The sequence below is a fragment of the Brevibacillus parabrevis genome (genome assembly GCF_022701015.1).
GTDB lineage: Bacteria > Bacillota > Bacilli > Brevibacillales > Brevibacillaceae > Brevibacillus > Brevibacillus parabrevis.
This window is the reverse complement of record NZ_CP064090.1, coordinates 403,534-418,798: the sequence shown is the minus strand read 5'-3', so window position 1 is coordinate 418,798 and position 15,265 is coordinate 403,534. Positions and strand designations below refer to the sequence as shown.

Below are 15,265 nucleotides of genomic sequence, written 5' to 3'. Positions count from 1 at the left end.
TGATTTCCAGTAAATTTTTTCAAAAATGAGGAAGAAAGACCCAAAAATATAAGTGTTTGTTCCAATTTTTCACCCTGGACAGCTTGTCTAATCGACAACAGGTAAGGCAGACGGCTTTTCGGGCTACAGAGACAAGGGGATGGATAGGAGGAGATTGTGTGGACTTTCGCGTGCTGCAGACGTTTTTGGTAGCGGCTACAACAGAAAATTTTCATCAGACAGCTGAGGCGCTGTTTATCGCCCAGCCAACGGTCAGCCAGCATATTCGACAACTGGAGAAGGAATTGGGGATCAAGCTGTTTGAACGGGTTGGGAAACGCGTCAGGCTGACGGCAGCGGGCAAGCGCTATCTGCCGCATGCAAAAGGTCTTTTGGAACAGTGGCACCACAGCATGGAAGATTTGCAGGCGTGGCGGCAAGGATACCGGGAGAAGCTTCATCTGGCTGTCTCGCCGATTATTGCCCGCGCCCGCTTCTCCCATCTGCTCCACCGTTTCACCAAGCAATATCCGGATGTAGACATTTCGATCAAAATTGCCGAATCGGTGGAGATCGGCCCGCTCGTGCAGAGTGGACAGGCTGATTTGGGACTGACCCGGATGGTGCCAGGCGAGTTTCAGCTGGATACGTACTTGCTGTATGAAGATCCGGTGGTGTTCGCTGTACCGCATAGCGGAGGCGACATGGACGCTCCTTTGCCTGATTGGGAGCAGGAAGTGCAGGCGAACCGTTTGCTGACCCACAATCACCCGGGCTACTGGGACGATTTGCTGCTGCTTTTGCGCCAGAGAGGACTTGCTTTGCGCACGATGGCGGTATCGCAGGTGGACATCACCAAACGCTTCATTGAAGACGGGCTTGGCGTGTCTTTTTTGCCCCGGTCGGCTGTCAGTCGGGATTTGTTTGAAAATCGCTTTATCGAGCTGCCGACGCCGGGGCTTGTGCTGCCAAAGGTGGCTTCTTACCTGCTCGTGCCGAAAGTGGGAATTAGCGAGCCAGCCAAGCATTTCATGGAGATTTTGCAGGCGCTCTATCCGCCGATGCCTTCGGTTGTGCAAGGGGGAAGGCAGTAGGGAGAGCAAAGGGCCAAATGATTATAAAATGTGATTGATAGCGGGTTTTTCTTTTATTTCCCTTCCATATTAATAATCGATATACTGAAGGGAAAAGAGAAGAAAAAGGAGTGGCGATCATGACAAAACAACATCCTTTGGCAATCGGTCTGGAAGGAATCGCCGTAGCGGAGACAGACCTGAGCCTGGTAGATGGAATCAACGGATTGCTCGTATACCGCGGCTATTGGGCGCGCGATCTGGCTATTCACCACACGTTTGAAGAAGTAGCGCACTTGCTCTGGTTCGGCCATTTGCCAAGCGAGCAGGAGCTGACGGAATTAAAGAATAAATTGAAAGCAAACCGCGAACTGCCGGAGCATGTCAAAGGAATCCTGAAGCTGATCCCGGCAGATGTCGATATGATGAGTGTGCTGCGCACAGGCGTTTCCGCGCTGGGCAGCTCCTCCCAAGGCTTCCCGCCAACGATTGACGAGGTGATTGCGCTGGCTGCGAAAATGCCTACAATCGTGGCGTATCGCTTCGCCTGTCTGGAAGGCCGCGAGCCGATCTCCCCTAACCCGGAGCTTGATCACACGGCGAACTATTTGTACATGCTAAAAGGCGAGAAGCCGAACTCGGCTCATGTTCGTGCGCTGGATGCGTACCTGATTTTGACGCAGGAGCATGGCATGAACGCTTCTACTTTTGCTGGCCGTGTCGTCGGTTCAACCGAGTCTGACCTGATTTCTTCGATTGTGGCAGCCATCGGGGCTTTAAAAGGTCCTCTGCACGGCGGCGCTCCGTCGGAAGTAACGGAGATGATCGAAGCGATTGGCACGAAGGAAAATGCGGAGCCGTGGCTGCGCAGCAAGCTGGAAAGCGGTGGCCGCCTGATGGGCTTCGGTCATCGCGTCTACAAAACGATCGACCCGCGTGCAACGGCTTTGCGTGTGGTGGCTTCCGAGCTGTCGGCGGACGATCCGTGGTTCGACCTGGCGACACATGTGGAAAAGGTCGGTTTGCAACTGCTGGACGAGTACAAACCGGGCCGCAAGCTGAACACAAACGTGGAGTTCTTCGCCGCTGCGGTCATGCGCGCGGTTGGGTTGGATGAGAACTTGTTCACTCCGACTTTTGCCGTGAGCCGCGTAGTTGGCTGGAGCGCTCATATTTTGGAGCAGGCTGCGAAAAACCGCATCATTCGCCCGCAATCGAATTACATCGGCTCGATGCCGGAATAATAGACGTTGCCTTTTACAAAAGCTATCCGTTGTTGCGGATGGCTTTTTTTGCTGAAAAATCTAGGTGGGTGTTGAGCGAAGCTGTAGTGGAGGGAGGAAACAGGAGAAACCGCAGCAGGGCACCTGGCCTCTTGCGGGGAGCTTAAACTGGCCGCCTGCGGTGAAAAAGGAAAACCGCGTCAAAAGGAGTTTGTTCGGAGAAGTGGATTCACGTTGCCGCTTAAAGGCCGTGTTCCTTTTTCGCCTCCGGCTGGGTAGGAGCCCGAAAGCCCTGCTGCTTGTTTCTCCTGTTTCCTCGGCCAACGTTAGGCTTTGGTCGGGGAGTGATTTTTGAAAGTTGATCAGGGGCGGAAAATCTAATGCAGGCAGCAACGAGCTTTTTGCATGAAAGAGTCGCATACAGCAATCTTCTTCAAGAAAAGCCTTAATCTGTTTTCATGTTTTTTTTTGAAACTGACGTCGAACTCACCAGCCTCTTTCCTCGCCACACCTAAAGTACCGATGAAGCAGACTACGAAGGTCAACCCAAGCAAGCTTTTCGTATTTGGCATTTTTCCTTGAAACTCCCGCTGACCACCACCAGCTCCCAAGCACTCCCCCAACCCAGCTTTTCCGCTTAATCTGCAACTCCACCACCCGAAAGTGCAGCAGGGGGATTGCAGAGGTCGCTAACTTTTGGCATGATAATGAAAAAAAGTAAGGAGTGGAATCAATGGCTCTGTTGTCTACCCCGTTTCAATTCAAAGGACTCACTTTGAAAAATCGCGTAGTGATGCCGCCTATGTGCCAATACTCCGTGGAAGCGCAAGACGGAACGCCGACCGACTGGCATTTTGTCCATTACGTGTCTCGCGCAGTAGGAGGTACAGGCTTGATCATCGTAGAGATGACAGATGTGGAACCGGATGGCCGCATTTCCAACTTCGACCTCGGCCTGTGGTCCGATGAGCAGATTCCGGCATACAAGCGCATTATCTCCGAGGTACACAAGTACGGCGCGAAAATCGGCATCCAGATTGCTCACGCTGGCCGCAAAGCGGAGGACGCCGAAGTACCTGTCTCGGCATCTGCGATTCCTTTCCCTGGCTCTCGCTACAAAACGCCACGGGCACTGACGACAGAAGAAGTCAAAGCGATGGTCGTCAAGTTCCAGGAGGCAGCGAGACGCGCAGTGGAAGCGGGAGTGGACACGATTGAAATCCACGGTGCGCACGGATACTTGATCCATCAGTTCCACTCGCCACTGACGAATTTGCGGGACGATGAATACGGACGGGATAAAGCGCTGTTCGGCGTAGAAATCATCAAGGCGATCAAAGAAGTGATCCCGGAAGACATGCCGCTGATTATGCGGATTTCCGCGGTAGAATACGTAGATGGCGGTTATGGCCTGGAGTACAGCACAGAGCTGTCCCGTAGATATAAAGAAGCGGGCGTGGACATTTTCCATTTGTCGAGTGGCGGCGAAGGTCCGATCGGTTCAGGCGGACGTCCGGGAATCCATCCAGGATATCAGGTGCCACTTGCCCGCGCGATCAAGCAGGCATTGGATGTTCCGGTGATTGCAGTCGGCAACCTCGACGATCCGAGGCTGGCAGAAGCGTCGATCGGCAATGGCGACACGGATTTGGTAGCTGTCGGACGCGGCATGCTGCGCGATCCGTACTGGGCGCTTCACGCCATCCGCGAGCTGTCCGCCGACGAGCTTGACGCGCCAAAGCAATACGCGCGTGCATTTTAATCACTCCTAAAAACAAAGCAACCTTTCTTGCTGCCGATTCGCGATTCGTGATTCGCAGACAGAGAGGTTGCTTTTTTGCATGCCAAAAGATCATCCTGCAACGGCGCAGCTTCACATACCTGACAGCCGCGGAAAAGACAGGCTCGCAAAAGGCAGATGCCCTCACACAAAACGATCCTGCATCGAGAAGAGTCAGCTTCTGTGATAGACTAATGCACAAAGTACGGCCGAAAGGAGAAGGTAGTTTTTGCGAGAACTTTCGACGATCCGGTTTACCGATAAAGAACCGCTTTTTACGCAAATGTATCACCATCTAAGAGACGAAATCGTGAACGGACAAGTCCGGCACGGGGAATTTCTCCCTTCCATTCGCAGTTGCGCGCAGTCGCTTGGCGTCAGCAAAAATACGGTAGAAGTCGCGTACCAGTTATTGATGTCCGAGGGCTATGTCAGCAGCATGCCGAAAAAGGGATATCAGGTCGTCTACAAGGCGGAAGCCCCTGCGACCAGGCACACTCCAAGCACGACAGAAGCAGCCCCTTTGAACATTCATACGGATTTTCGCTACGGCAATATCGAATTGGGAGCTTTCCCGTTTCAGCAGTGGAGCAAGCTGCGCAACCGGGTGATTGCCGACCACCAGCAGCGCTACATGGTAGAGGGTCAGGACCAGGGCGAGTTCGAGCTGCGAAAAGAACTGGCAAAGCTGTTGCACGAGACGCGCAAAGTCATGGCGACCCCGGAGCAGATTGTCGTCGGAGCTACTCCCCAGCAGCTCGTTTCCGTTTTGGTACAGCTTCTGGACAGGGAGAAACAGATCATTGGCGTGGAGAACCCTGGCTATGACGGCGCGCGAAACACGTTTGTCAACGGCGGCTATCAAGTCCGGGGCATCACGGTAGGCGCGGACGGCGTCTCCATACCAGAGCTTTTGAACAGCAAGGCAACTGTCATGTACGTCAGCCCGTCCCAGCAATTTATCAACAAGCTTGTGATGCCGCTTGAAAAAAGAACCGAGCTGATCGAATGGGCACAAACTAGCGCGTATATCGTGGAAGATGACTATGAGTGGGAGTTCAAGTACGAAGAGAGCTTCCTTCCTGCGATCCAAAGCTTGTCTCCGCAAAAAGTGGTCTACATCGGCAGGCTGTCCAAAGCGTTGCTGCCTGTCTGCAATCTGAGTTACATGGTGCTCCCTTATGATCTTTTGTCGCGCTTTTACCAGCGTGTGCCGGAATACGATCAGCCCGTCGCCAGACTGGATCAGCTGACATTGTCCGCGTATTTGTCCGACGGTTTTTGGCACAGGCACGTGCAGGCTATGCGCAAAAGCTACGCAGACAAGCGGCAAGCTTTTCTTCAAGCTGTCTCCCGCTGGATGGGGGATCGCGTGGACGTGCAAGGAAAGGACACAGGGCTGCACGCGTTTTTGACCGTTAAGGAAAAAGGCAGCGAAGCAGAGTGGATGGAGCGCGCTTTGCGAAACGGGGTAAAAGTGTACGGGACAGCGAGGTACTGGGTGCAGGACATCCGGGAATACCCGTCGTTTCTGCTCGGGTACGGGGCTTTGAACGAACAGGAGATCGAGACGGGCATCCGGCAGTTGGCTGCTGCCTGGTTCGGGTAAAAAGCTGCTTTTTGCGAATCTGACCCGGTCATTTTGTGAAATCTGTCCCTTCAAGAGAGGGCCTCTTGCACTCTATGATGATACATATGAAAGCGATAGAGTAAAGGGGGACAGGGAGCAGATGAGGTTTATTTTCGACTTGGATGGGACGATCTGCTTCAAGGGGCAGCCTATCTCCAAGAGCATTCTGGATTGTCTGCTTGAACTGGAGCAGGAAGGCCACACTGTAGGGTTTGCTTCCGCCAGGCCGTGCCGGGATATGCTGCCGGTTTTGGATGAGCGGTTTGCCAACCATCTTCTGATCGGGGCGAATGGAGCCATGACTTATCATCAGGGACGGTTGCAGAGCTACACGGCGATTCCCGGCCAGTTGGCAACAGAAATCATTCGTATCCTGGCTGATCATCAAGCGCAGTTTTTGATTGATGACAAGTGGGATTACGCTCATAACTGCACAGAAGCTCACCCGGTCATGCGCAATATCGACTGTGGGCGCAAAGCTAGCCGCATCGACTTCGATCAGCTGGATGCCGTTTTGAAAATCTTGATTTTATCGGCAGACCGGACGAAAGATCTGGCGGCAAGACTGAAGGAACTCGACGTCACCATGCACCACCATTCCGCAGAGGACATTCTCGATCTCACCTGCCGGGGTGTCAACAAGCTCGCTGCCCTGGAGCGGTTTGCCCCGCAGGATGAACCATTCATTTGCTTTGGCAATGACATGAACGATCTGCCGCTTTTCGAACAGGCGCAGCACAGTGTCCTGATTGGCGAGTACGAGCCGCTCGTGCCGCTGGCGACTGAAAAAATCGCGGTGGACAGCCAGGTCGAGAGTGTGATTGTTTCCAAAATTCGGGAACTGAGCGTGGCGTACAAGCCTGCTCGGACGTATTAAATTGAGGAGGGGAATGGAAGATGAATCAGGCATTGGTGCAAAGACACCGGGCTTTGCGTGAAGCAGAAACAAAAGCAGAGCAATTGTTTGCCCGGATCGAAGAAACAGGAATCATTCGCAGCGGGGCGTCGGAAAAACAGATCAATCAAGAGATTTACGAGCTTGCCTTTCAAATGTTCGGGATCAAAAAGTATTGGCACAAGCGAATTGTGCGCGCCGGAAAAAACACGCTCCATCCATACAGGGAGAATCCGCCGGACCTGATTGTCACTCCAGAGGATATTATTTTCCTCGATTTCGGACCGATTTTTGAGGACTGGGAAGCTGATCTGGGGCGGACGTACGTACTCGGCAATGACCCGATGAAAATCAAGCTGCGCGACGATATCGAAAAAGCGTGGGATTTGGGCAAGGCTTACTTTGAATCCAAGCCGGATATTACGAGCAGCGAGTTGTTTCACTACATGTGCCAGGTCGCTGAAGAGAACGGCTGGGAGTTTGGCGGGCCACACGCCGGACACCTCATCGGCGAATTTCCGCACGAGAAAATTCAGGGGGAAGACATCGTCAACTACATTCACCCGGACAACAACAAACCGATGAGAGACCCTGATCACAATGGTCATCCGCGCGACTGGATCCTGGAGGTACACTTCGTCGATCGCAAATTGGAAATCGGCGGCTTCGTAGAAAAGCTGCTGACGGTGGACTAATCCATCATTTTTACCCTCTCCCGTTGTCAATGGATGGGAGAGGGTGCTATTATGAAGCTAGAAAGTTATCGTTATATCGATAACTGCAACCGGGAACGATAAAAAAGAAACCGACACGGTGCTGGTAACACCATGTCGGTGGTACAAAGACGGCCCCTTTACGGGGATCGGCTCAAGTGACTTGTAAAACGGACGAAATGACCGCCTTAGCCACGTCAAAGCTTAAGGGCGGTCATTTCGTTTGGACAAGGCAACAACGATTGCTACGACTAGGCTCAGCAGTCCGACAACAAAGCCGCCAAACTGGAGCATAAGCGAAAGCGTTTCGTGAGTAATTGCCACGATCCCACCTCCCTTCCGTTTGTGACGTGGGGAGATGAGCCGACCACCCTCAAGATTGAGCCGTATCTGTGTACTTGTCCAAATTTTACTATTTTTCTGGTATGATTGTCTAATTCGTATTTGAATAAAGTGGCGCGGCGGTCGAAGCTTGTTGTACCGCTTGGTCATGCCATAGCGGAAAACCGCCTGCTCCCATTCGGATCAAGCGGTTTTTTTGTGCGCAAAACTCAGTACATCACCATGTTGCCCGTCTCTTTCATGTGCTTTTCCGCCTTTTTCAGCAACACGACCGTCACCAGCACGAGCAGCAGCAAGACGCTGGCCAACAGTGCCAATTCAGGCGCCAAAGCGGACAGAGGCGCGCCTTCCATCAACAAGCCGCGCACAAGCTGGAGAGCGTAGGTGAGCGGAAAGCAAAACGAAATCGCTTTGGCCCAGAGCGGAAAAGCCAGCGGCGGAAGGCGTACGCCGGAGAAGATCAGCATCGGTTCGTCCAGGACGGTATACAAGAAGCTCGCGTCGCGGGAAAACAGGAAGAGGACGCTTAAAAAACCGCCCCAGACGATGGCTGAGACAAGCAGGACGAAAAACGCGAGCGGGATCGCCCACCAGCCGCTTGGATGCATCCCGCCGACGAACAGCAGCGCCAGCAGGGTGAAGCAAAAGAACAGCCAGACGCCCTCGACAAGCGAGGAGAGGGAACGCCCGTACAGGAAAGCCAGCCGATTGACCGGGCTGATAAAAATCATTTCCATCGTCCCGGCCTGTCGCTCGAAGCTCATTTGCCAGGCGGATTGCACCAGGCACCAGAAAAAAATGTACCCGAGATACCCGGTCAATAAAAACAGCGGGAGCTGCTCGGCAGAGAGGAAGCGGGCAAGCGGCGAATCGGCTCCTGTGCGAAACGGCGCAAACGAATAATACGCGGTCACGAACATGATGGCGGGCCAGATCAGCAGGCTGAAGTACACCATTTTGCTGTGAAAAGAATGCCGATGCTCCTTCTGGATTTCCGCCCACAACAGCGCAGTAAGCTGCTTCATGCGCCCCTCCTGTCTGCCATGTGCAGGATGACATCCTCCAGGGACGGCTGCTGGGTATGTAGGCGCAGGACGGGCGACTGATGGGCGGCTAACAGCGAGAGCAGCGGCGTGGTCATATCGGTTTGCCCGCGCAAGGTCACTTCCCATGTGTGTTCATCTGTTTCGGCAATTTCCCGTGAGCCGCCGTAGCGCACGGCGAGCTTTTGCAAATCGAGATCAAGGGAAGCGGAAAGCGCCGGGATGACGACGTGCAAAGCTGTCTCCAGGTTGAGCGATTGGGTCAGTTGCGCAGGGGTGTCATGTGCGACCAGCTTGCCTTTGTCGATGATGTACACCTCGTCGCACAGCTCCTCGACTTCGTGAATGTAGTGACTGGTCAACAGGATCGCTTTTCCGTGCGCGACAGCCAGTTCTTTTACATGCTTGCGCAATTGCCTGGCGATCGGAGCGTCCAGCCCCAGTGTCGGCTCATCCAGAAACAAATAGCTCGGATCGTTAATCAGGCCGCGAGCGATTTGCAGCCGTTGCTTCATGCCTTTGGAATACCGCTCTACGGGGGTATCAGCGGCATCGAGCAGCCCGACTTGCAAGAGCAGCGAATCGATTCTGCTGCGCAACGCTCCGCCGTGCAGTCCGTACAGGCTGCCGAAATAGTGCAAGTTTTCCCGCCCGGTCAAGCGCCAGTACAGCATCCGCTCGCCGCCTGCGATCATGTTGACTTTGGCTTTTACGAACCGATCCTCCTTGACCGCGTCATACCCGTCTACCGTAATCGTTCCGCTGGTAGGAGTGAGCAAGGTCGAGCACATTTTGATCGTCGTGGTTTTCCCCGCTCCGTTGATTCCCAACAGCCCGATGATTTTTCCGGGCACCATCCGAAACGACACATCCGATACGGCCTCTACTTCCTTCCATTGTTGGCGAAGCCAGCTTCCTTTTTCCTTCACGCGATATACTTTTCGCACATTTTCCACAATCAGCACGGGAAAAGACCTCCTTTTATGCAAATATCGATTCGACGACGCGCTTCTCCATTCGCCGCATGCCCCACATGCCGATGACGAGGTACGCAAGCGACAAAACGGCCATATGGAGCAGTTGGGGAGCAACAGCGACCAGCGGCTTGCCCTGAATCACGCATTGGCGAAAAGCGTCCAGCGCAGGCGACAGCGGCATGATCGCCCCGAGCGGCTGCAGCCATTCCGGCAAGTACGGAGTGGGAAACGTGACGCCAGAGACGAACGCCATGATGACAAACAGCGTGTTTTGCGTGATGTATGTATCACGAAAACGCAGCATCAGCGAGCCGAGCACGAGAGCCTGGCAGAAAAACGCACCTGTAGACAAAATCCAGACGGCAATCGCGCTCCACAGGTGTGTATGAACGAGATTCAGCCCGAACAGCGCTCCGATCAGCAAGATGATGGAAAATTCAAACACCGTGCGCATGACTTGCTGGGCGACATTGCCCAAAAAGTACCCTCGGCGCAAAGACGGGGTGAGCAGCACCGCTTCCAGCGTGCCTTCCCGCAGCTCGGTAATGAGCGAACGGCTTACGTTCATCAAGGTGGAGACGGCAAAAGCGTAAAAAGCGCCGCCCAAAATCGCATAGGACAAATAATCGGCTGTGCCAGCCAAGTGCTGGAAGCGGCTGTCCAGCTGCCCGGCAAATACATAATGATAGGCAAAGTAGGCGAACAGCACCGTGTACACGCCAGCCAAAATATGACCGATGACAAACGACCACGGATAAGCCCGGAGCATGACAAGCGTGTTGCGGACAAAGGTTGCTTTGGCGACTCGAAACAAGTCAATTCCTCCTTTCGTTTTGCGGGGGAGAGATGGGTAGCGCAGGTGTCGGCATGTCGATGAACTCGTGCAGATCGACAGCCAACTGCTCCAGGCGGGAGGTAATCCCGCGGTAAAACACGTACCTACCGCGCCGCTCGCTCCAGACGAAGCCAGCGTCTACCAAAAGCTTCAGATGCTTGTTGATCGCTGGTTCACTGACGCCGTGCAGGTCGGCGAGCTGCTGCGTGCAATAAGGGTGAGCGAGCAGCGACTTGAGAATAGCCGTCCGCGTCGGATCGCTGAACACTTTCATTTTCAGCGTAAAATCTGCCGGAATCGCTGAGGTGGCAGTGCTCCCCGGCACATCGACGCAATAACCTACCGAGATGTGCTCCCCGTATATGCCAAGCAGCAAATGCGGCGAGACAAACGTGGAGACGCGCAAATGGATGCGGGCCAGCTCGGAATAGGCGAATGTATACGTTTGTGCCTTGTGAAATTGCAAAAATTTCTCATGTACTTTCAGCCGGGGATGCACCTGCGACAAAAACCCGACCGGATCTGTGGCAATCTGCTCCTGGCCTTCATGAACGGCGCGCACCAGCCACGGCTCAATGCGCCTTTCTTCTGCGCGAAAAAACGGCAGATAGGCGTAGCAAAATTCCAGAAAGCTGCGCTTGGCGGACAATGGATGCCGCAGCAAGTCCCGATGCTCCGGTTTAAGCTGTTCGAATGCGTCATCCGTGTAGCCTTGCAGCCACTTTTGCATTTGCCGGGGATGATAGACAGGCCCCATCATCAATTGGACAAACTGTGCCGCGTCCAGCGCCTGCACCCGCTCCAGACTGGCCTCTACGGAATGCTCATAGCCTTCTTCCCACGGTACAAGAAAGTCCATGGCGTCAAGAAACTGGTTGGACATGCTGCTGAACTGATGCAGTTGCTTGACGAGCGATGCCGGAAGCGCCTGGAGTGTTTCCTGTGCCCAGCCCAACCGGGACGTGTGGTGATCGGGTCTTGCCAGGACGTGCAAGCTGAGAAAAAACTCAAAGCCGGGCACGTAGGCAATCGACAGGTGTTTGCGCAGCCAGAGCGGCAAATCTTGCATGGTTCCCCCTCCTTTTCGTTTGATTAACTGTTTGGTGAATCCAATTTGGAAGCGGGCAAAAGTGAGGAAATTATGGAGGAGAGAGGGGAGGATGTCAAGAGAAAAAAAGAAGCAACCACGAACGCCGATGGCGGGTGGTTGCTCTTTGGTTTGGTCACTGGTTTTGCGCCTGACTCTGATTCGGGTTCTGGCTCTGGCTGTCATTTTCCGCGTGGGCAGCCAGCGCCTGGACAGCTTGCTGCATGTCCGCAAGCTCCTCAGGCGACAGCGAATGCTCCTGATAGCGATACTGTTCGTAGAAACTGGTGATTTTGGCGGCCAGCTCCAGCGCTGGTGCCGTCATAACCGGATGATACTGCAATCGCTTGAAAAATTCCTGCGTTGTCTCATATGGCTGGACGGTGGCCCCGCGCTTCGCCATTGCTTGCAAAAACTGATAGTAGGCGTAACGAGTGGGATCGTCTTCCGGGCCAATCGGCTTTTTAAACCATTGGGAGACATCCCATGCTGCCGCGTCACCGTCAACAGTCGGCGGAAGCGCAGACAAATTTGCCGCGTAATCCGTATTGTCTGCGGGTGCCGCTGTGTGTTCGGCGCGACGGCGGCGCTTCCACATGTACCAACCCAAAAGAATGAGCGATGCGAGAATGACGAGCGCAATCAAATACGGCTCCAACACGGAAAACAGTGGTTCACCTTGCTGAACCGGGTCCAGTGGGAGATTTTCGCTTTGACCTTGACCATCCAGGGCATTATGGACACGCTGGTCTTTGTTCAGCACTTGCGACAAGCCGCCGATCCAATCCGCAAGCTTGAGCAGGACTGGTTCGATGAGCATGTAAAGCCCTGCGCCAAGCGGCCCTTTTACCCACGACCAGACAAATCCCACAAGGCCGAGCACGACAGAGGCAGCCGCTATATAGCCAACGGTCAACACCAGCCGCGTCCCGACAACCTGCGCAGCCAGTTTAGCGCCCAAAGAGCCGGGCAGACGGACAGGCAGAGACTCTTCCCGCAGCAGGAAAACGGCGAGAGAAATCAACACGTAGCTGCCCGTAACCAGGGCCAGCATGCCGAAGTACGGAGCAGGCGTAAACGTTTCCGGATGAACCATCGTTCCGTACAAGGCGGCCACGACGAGTTGAATCAGGCAGACCATAAATGCCAGCACGAAACGGCGTTGCATACTGCTATGCCCAAGGCCATTGGCTACTGCCGTTTGCACGCGCCAATAAAAAATGCCTGTCAAAGCGAGCGCAATCAGCCAGGAGCCGTACAAGTAATAGCTGAGTACGCCAACCCCCAGTACGACTGGATAGAGCAGCAGATGGAGAAGAGAGTGCCGACCACCGTGATGGTACAGCCAGCTTCCGGCGAGCAACAGCAGGGAGGCGGCCAGGCAAAAGAAGAGCAGCTGACCAAAACTTGCCGTAATCCAGCCCAACAGCATCAGTGCCCCACCGATCAGCAGCGCCTCCAGCCAGAAAATGAGCGTCCAGCGGCTTAGAAGAGAAAAGGTCACCGCGCCATCACACTCCTTTTCCTGGCTTGTGCCAGCTCTTGCCGTGCGAATACAACCTGTTCCTGCGAGACATCCAGCACGGCGATTTTGTGACCGCGGCGAAGCAACTGTTCCATGGTGGCGACAGGCAGTTCATCGGGACGCGCGGTTACGAGAATCACCGCTTCTTTTGCCGGGCTTTCTTCCAGTCGGCGGAGCAGGGAGGGCAGAGGCGTCGTCACGTAATGGTTCAATTGCGCCAGTTGGGTCATGACGTGCAAATGATGGGATTTACCGCTGCCAGCAGGCAGGTGAAAATGCTCGCGTCCACGCTGCTTGACGGTCAGGAACAGCTCGAAGCCGATGGACTTTTTGCGGCAAAGCATGGACAAGGCGGCAAGGCAAGAAATGATGCGTTCATTGGCTTCATCGTTATGCCGTTGCGCAAGCGGTTCATAGGACGGCAAAATGTGGCCGATGATCCGCCAGTTCGGATGGGCAGTATGTTCGAAAAGCCTTGTTTCAAGCGTGCCTGTCTTCGCAGTCGCTTTCCAATGAATATGCTTGAACCGATCGCCTGGCATGTAAGGTCGTGTCCCGCGCAAAAAAGTGACATCCTCTTGCTGACGCTGGCGCGAAAGCTTGCTGCCGTCTGGCTGCGTCTCTTCCAGGACGAGCGGAGGAAGCGGCAGCGGCAACGGGTAAACCAGCATGGAGAAAGACAACGGCATCGGCAGGAAAGTTACTTCGTCTGCGAATAGCGGCATCGTCTCTGACTGAATTTCCGTCAGCCAGACCGTACCGCGCTTGTGCGGGGTCAGCGTCAACGTTCTGGCTGCGCTCTGGCGGATGGGCAAATCAAAGCGCAGTCGCACGATGGTGCGCTGATTGCTTGTTTTGACTTCGTTTCCACCGTCCACCGTGACATGCTCAGGCAAGGAAAAGCGCAGCCACGTAGCTGGCAGGGGAAGCCAGGAGCGGTTGTGCAGGCGAATGGTGATGTTCACGGGTGTGCCAGGCATGACGCGGGTCTGGTCGCTCGTCCACTCCAGCTTGACCCATTTGACTATCGATTTTGCCCACCACTCTTGGGCAGCAGGCATGAAAAAGAAAAATCCGCCAAGCAGCCAGAGAAACCAGCTGCCCGAAAAAAGTCCGAAAAGCAGGAGGAGAAAGCCGATCACATGAAAGGTTTGCTTCGTATCCATCAGGCTTACACGCTTTCCTCAACAGGTGCCGGCACGCTGGACATGATTTGCATAACCACTTCCTGCTCCGTCACATGCAGCTCGGCTTCCATGGACAGACGGATTCGATGGGCAGCGAGGCTCGGGAACACGGCTTTGACATCGTCCGGCAAAACGTAAGTGCGCCCGGATACAAAAGCGTAAGCCTGTGCCGAGCGCAGCAGGGCAAGCATGGCGCGCGGGCTGATGCCGACGTCGACAGAGCGATGGCTGCGGGTAGCTTCGGTCAAATCGATGACATAGTCTTCTACCGCCTGGCTGACGTGGACAGCGGCGACTTCTTTTTGCAGGGCAGCAATCTTTTCCACCGTTATTACGGGCTGAATCGTCTCCAGAGGAGAGCTGCTGCGAAATCTGCGCAAAATCTCCTTGGCGTCTTCGCGTGTGCCGTAGCCAAGCGACAACCGGAACAGGAAGCGGTCCAGTTGAGCCTCTGGCAATGGATAAGTGCCTTCTGATTCAATCGGGTTCTGGGTGGCGATTACCAGCATGGTCGAAGGCAGTGCCAATGTAACGCCTTCAATCGTTACCTGGCGTTCTTCCATGCATTCCAGCAAGCCGGATTGAGTCCGCGGAGTCGCGCGATTGATTTCATCAGCGAGCAGCACGTCAGCGAAAACAGGCCCTTTGCGCAGTTCAAACTCGCTCGTGCGCTGATTGAAAACATGCAAACCTACTACATCGGACGGGAGCAGATCGGCAGTAAACTGAAGGCGGTTGTACGTTCCGCCGATCGCTTGGGCCAAAGTTTTGGCGAGTACAGTTTTGCCCATGCCAGGCAAGTCCTCCAGCAACACATGTCCACGCGCCAAAAGAGCTGTTACCAGCAGGCGGACCTGATCTTCTTTTCCCACGATTACTCGGTTTACGGTGGCAAGCAGGCTATCCAGAGCAGGATGAGTCATGAGATTTCTCCTTTATGTAGATAGGGTATGGGGTGATGTCATTTCCACGCATT

At 54.4% G+C, this 15,265-nt stretch carries 15 protein-coding genes; 6 read left to right on the top strand and 9 right to left on the bottom strand.

Going from position 1 to position 15,265, the window contains the following annotated elements; translation table 11 throughout:
* The first annotated feature begins 158 nt into the window (after positions 1 to 158).
* Positions 159 to 1,073 carry a LysR family transcriptional regulator gene (locus IRJ17_RS01925; protein ID WP_122966624.1) on the top strand — a complete coding sequence of 305 codons (915 nt, stop codon included), beginning with the start codon at positions 159 to 161 and terminating at the stop codon, positions 1,071 to 1,073.
* 119 nt (positions 1,074 to 1,192) lie between these two features.
* The gene (locus tag IRJ17_RS01920; RefSeq protein WP_173597977.1) at positions 1,193 to 2,296 is read left to right on the top strand and encodes a citrate synthase/methylcitrate synthase; all 1,104 of its coding nucleotides are present in this window, start codon (positions 1,193 to 1,195) and stop codon (positions 2,294 to 2,296) included.
* Between the two features lie 356 nt (positions 2,297 to 2,652).
* On the opposite strand, the gene IRJ17_RS01915 is transcribed toward IRJ17_RS01920, so the two are convergent.
* Entirely contained in the window at positions 2,653 to 2,886 is a 234-nt protein-coding gene (locus tag IRJ17_RS01915) for a hypothetical protein (protein WP_173599922.1), read from the bottom strand.
* Positions 2,887 to 3,008: 122 nt separating this feature from the next.
* Between IRJ17_RS01915 and IRJ17_RS01910 the strand changes: the two genes are divergently transcribed.
* The 4 genes from IRJ17_RS01910 (at position 3,009) to IRJ17_RS01895 (ending at position 7,275) form a co-directional block, all read left to right on the top strand.
* Positions 3,009 to 4,037 carry an NADH:flavin oxidoreductase/NADH oxidase gene (locus tag IRJ17_RS01910; protein ID WP_242772959.1) on the top strand — a complete coding sequence of 343 codons (1,029 nt, stop codon included), beginning with the start codon at positions 3,009 to 3,011 and terminating at the stop codon, positions 4,035 to 4,037.
* 247 nt (positions 4,038 to 4,284) lie between these two features.
* On the top strand, positions 4,285 to 5,664 hold the full coding sequence (gene pdxR, locus IRJ17_RS01905; RefSeq protein WP_242772955.1) for a MocR-like pyridoxine biosynthesis transcription factor PdxR: 1,380 nt from the start codon (positions 4,285 to 4,287) through the stop codon (positions 5,662 to 5,664).
* A gap of 121 nt (positions 5,665 to 5,785) precedes the next feature.
* Positions 5,786 to 6,562: an HAD-IIB family hydrolase gene (locus IRJ17_RS01900; protein WP_242772952.1), complete on the top strand. Its 777-nt coding sequence runs from the start codon at positions 5,786 to 5,788 to the stop codon at positions 6,560 to 6,562.
* A 20-nt stretch (positions 6,563 to 6,582) separates the two neighbouring features.
* Positions 6,583 to 7,275, top strand: coding sequence for a M24 family metallopeptidase (locus IRJ17_RS01895; RefSeq protein WP_122966620.1), 693 nt, complete (start codon positions 6,583 to 6,585; stop codon positions 7,273 to 7,275).
* A gap of 222 nt (positions 7,276 to 7,497) precedes the next feature.
* On the opposite strand, the gene IRJ17_RS01890 is transcribed toward IRJ17_RS01895, so the two are convergent.
* The 8 genes from IRJ17_RS01890 to IRJ17_RS01855 all read right to left on the bottom strand — a co-directional run bounded on the left by IRJ17_RS01890 (position 7,498) and on the right by IRJ17_RS01855 (position 15,212).
* Positions 7,498 to 7,617 carry a putative holin-like toxin gene (locus tag IRJ17_RS01890; RefSeq protein ID WP_208715247.1) on the bottom strand — a complete coding sequence of 40 codons (120 nt, stop codon included), beginning with the start codon at positions 7,615 to 7,617 and terminating at the stop codon, positions 7,498 to 7,500.
* Between the two features lie 227 nt (positions 7,618 to 7,844).
* Complete coding sequence (locus IRJ17_RS01885; protein ID WP_122966618.1) at positions 7,845 to 8,660, bottom strand: ABC transporter permease; 816 nt, start codon at positions 8,658 to 8,660, stop codon at positions 7,845 to 7,847.
* Positions 8,657 to 9,643: an ABC transporter ATP-binding protein gene (locus IRJ17_RS01880; RefSeq protein ID WP_063229413.1), complete on the bottom strand. Its 987-nt coding sequence runs from the start codon at positions 9,641 to 9,643 to the stop codon at positions 8,657 to 8,659. Before IRJ17_RS01880 ends, IRJ17_RS01885 begins: the two co-directional genes overlap by 4 nt.
* Before the next feature lie 16 nt (positions 9,644 to 9,659).
* Complete coding sequence (locus tag IRJ17_RS01875) at positions 9,660 to 10,469, bottom strand: ABC transporter permease (RefSeq protein ID WP_242772949.1); 810 nt, start codon at positions 10,467 to 10,469, stop codon at positions 9,660 to 9,662.
* Position 10,470: 1 nt separating this feature from the next.
* Positions 10,471 to 11,559, bottom strand: a complete 1,089-nt coding sequence (locus tag IRJ17_RS01870) for an ArsR/SmtB family transcription factor (RefSeq protein WP_122966615.1) — start codon at positions 11,557 to 11,559, stop codon at positions 10,471 to 10,473.
* Positions 11,560 to 11,713: 154 nt separating this feature from the next.
* Entirely contained in the window at positions 11,714 to 13,081 is a 1,368-nt protein-coding gene (locus IRJ17_RS01865; RefSeq protein ID WP_242772948.1) for a DUF4129 domain-containing protein, read from the bottom strand.
* A complete protein-coding gene (locus IRJ17_RS01860) occupies positions 13,078 to 14,268 on the bottom strand; it encodes a DUF58 domain-containing protein (RefSeq protein ID WP_122966613.1) in 1,191 nt (396 codons plus the stop codon). Before IRJ17_RS01860 ends, IRJ17_RS01865 begins: the two co-directional genes overlap by 4 nt.
* A gap of 5 nt (positions 14,269 to 14,273) precedes the next feature.
* Positions 14,274 to 15,212, bottom strand: coding sequence for an AAA family ATPase (locus IRJ17_RS01855; protein ID WP_122966612.1), 939 nt, complete (start codon positions 15,210 to 15,212; stop codon positions 14,274 to 14,276).
* Between the last annotated feature and the right edge of the window lie 53 nt (positions 15,213 to 15,265).

Bases quoted from the DNA above. Each gene is read 5' to 3' on its own strand.
- IRJ17_RS01900 (WP_242772952.1), top strand. From the start codon at position 5,786: ATGAGGTTTATTTTCGACTTGGATGGGACGATCTGCTTCAAGGGGCAG.
- IRJ17_RS01910 (WP_242772959.1), top strand. From the start codon at position 3,009: ATGGCTCTGTTGTCTACCCCGTTTCAATTCAAAGGACTCACTTTGAAA.
- IRJ17_RS01860 (WP_122966613.1), bottom strand. From the start codon at position 14,268: ATGGATACGAAGCAAACCTTTCATGTGATCGGCTTTCTCCTCCTGCTT.
- IRJ17_RS01920 (WP_173597977.1), top strand. From the start codon at position 1,193: ATGACAAAACAACATCCTTTGGCAATCGGTCTGGAAGGAATCGCCGTA.
- IRJ17_RS01855 (WP_122966612.1), bottom strand. From the start codon at position 15,212: ATGACTCATCCTGCTCTGGATAGCCTGCTTGCCACCGTAAACCGAGTA.
- IRJ17_RS01895 (WP_122966620.1), top strand. From the start codon at position 6,583: ATGAATCAGGCATTGGTGCAAAGACACCGGGCTTTGCGTGAAGCAGAA.
- IRJ17_RS01885 (WP_122966618.1), bottom strand. From the start codon at position 8,660: ATGAAGCAGCTTACTGCGCTGTTGTGGGCGGAAATCCAGAAGGAGCAT.
- IRJ17_RS01870 (WP_122966615.1), bottom strand. From the start codon at position 11,559: ATGCAAGATTTGCCGCTCTGGCTGCGCAAACACCTGTCGATTGCCTAC.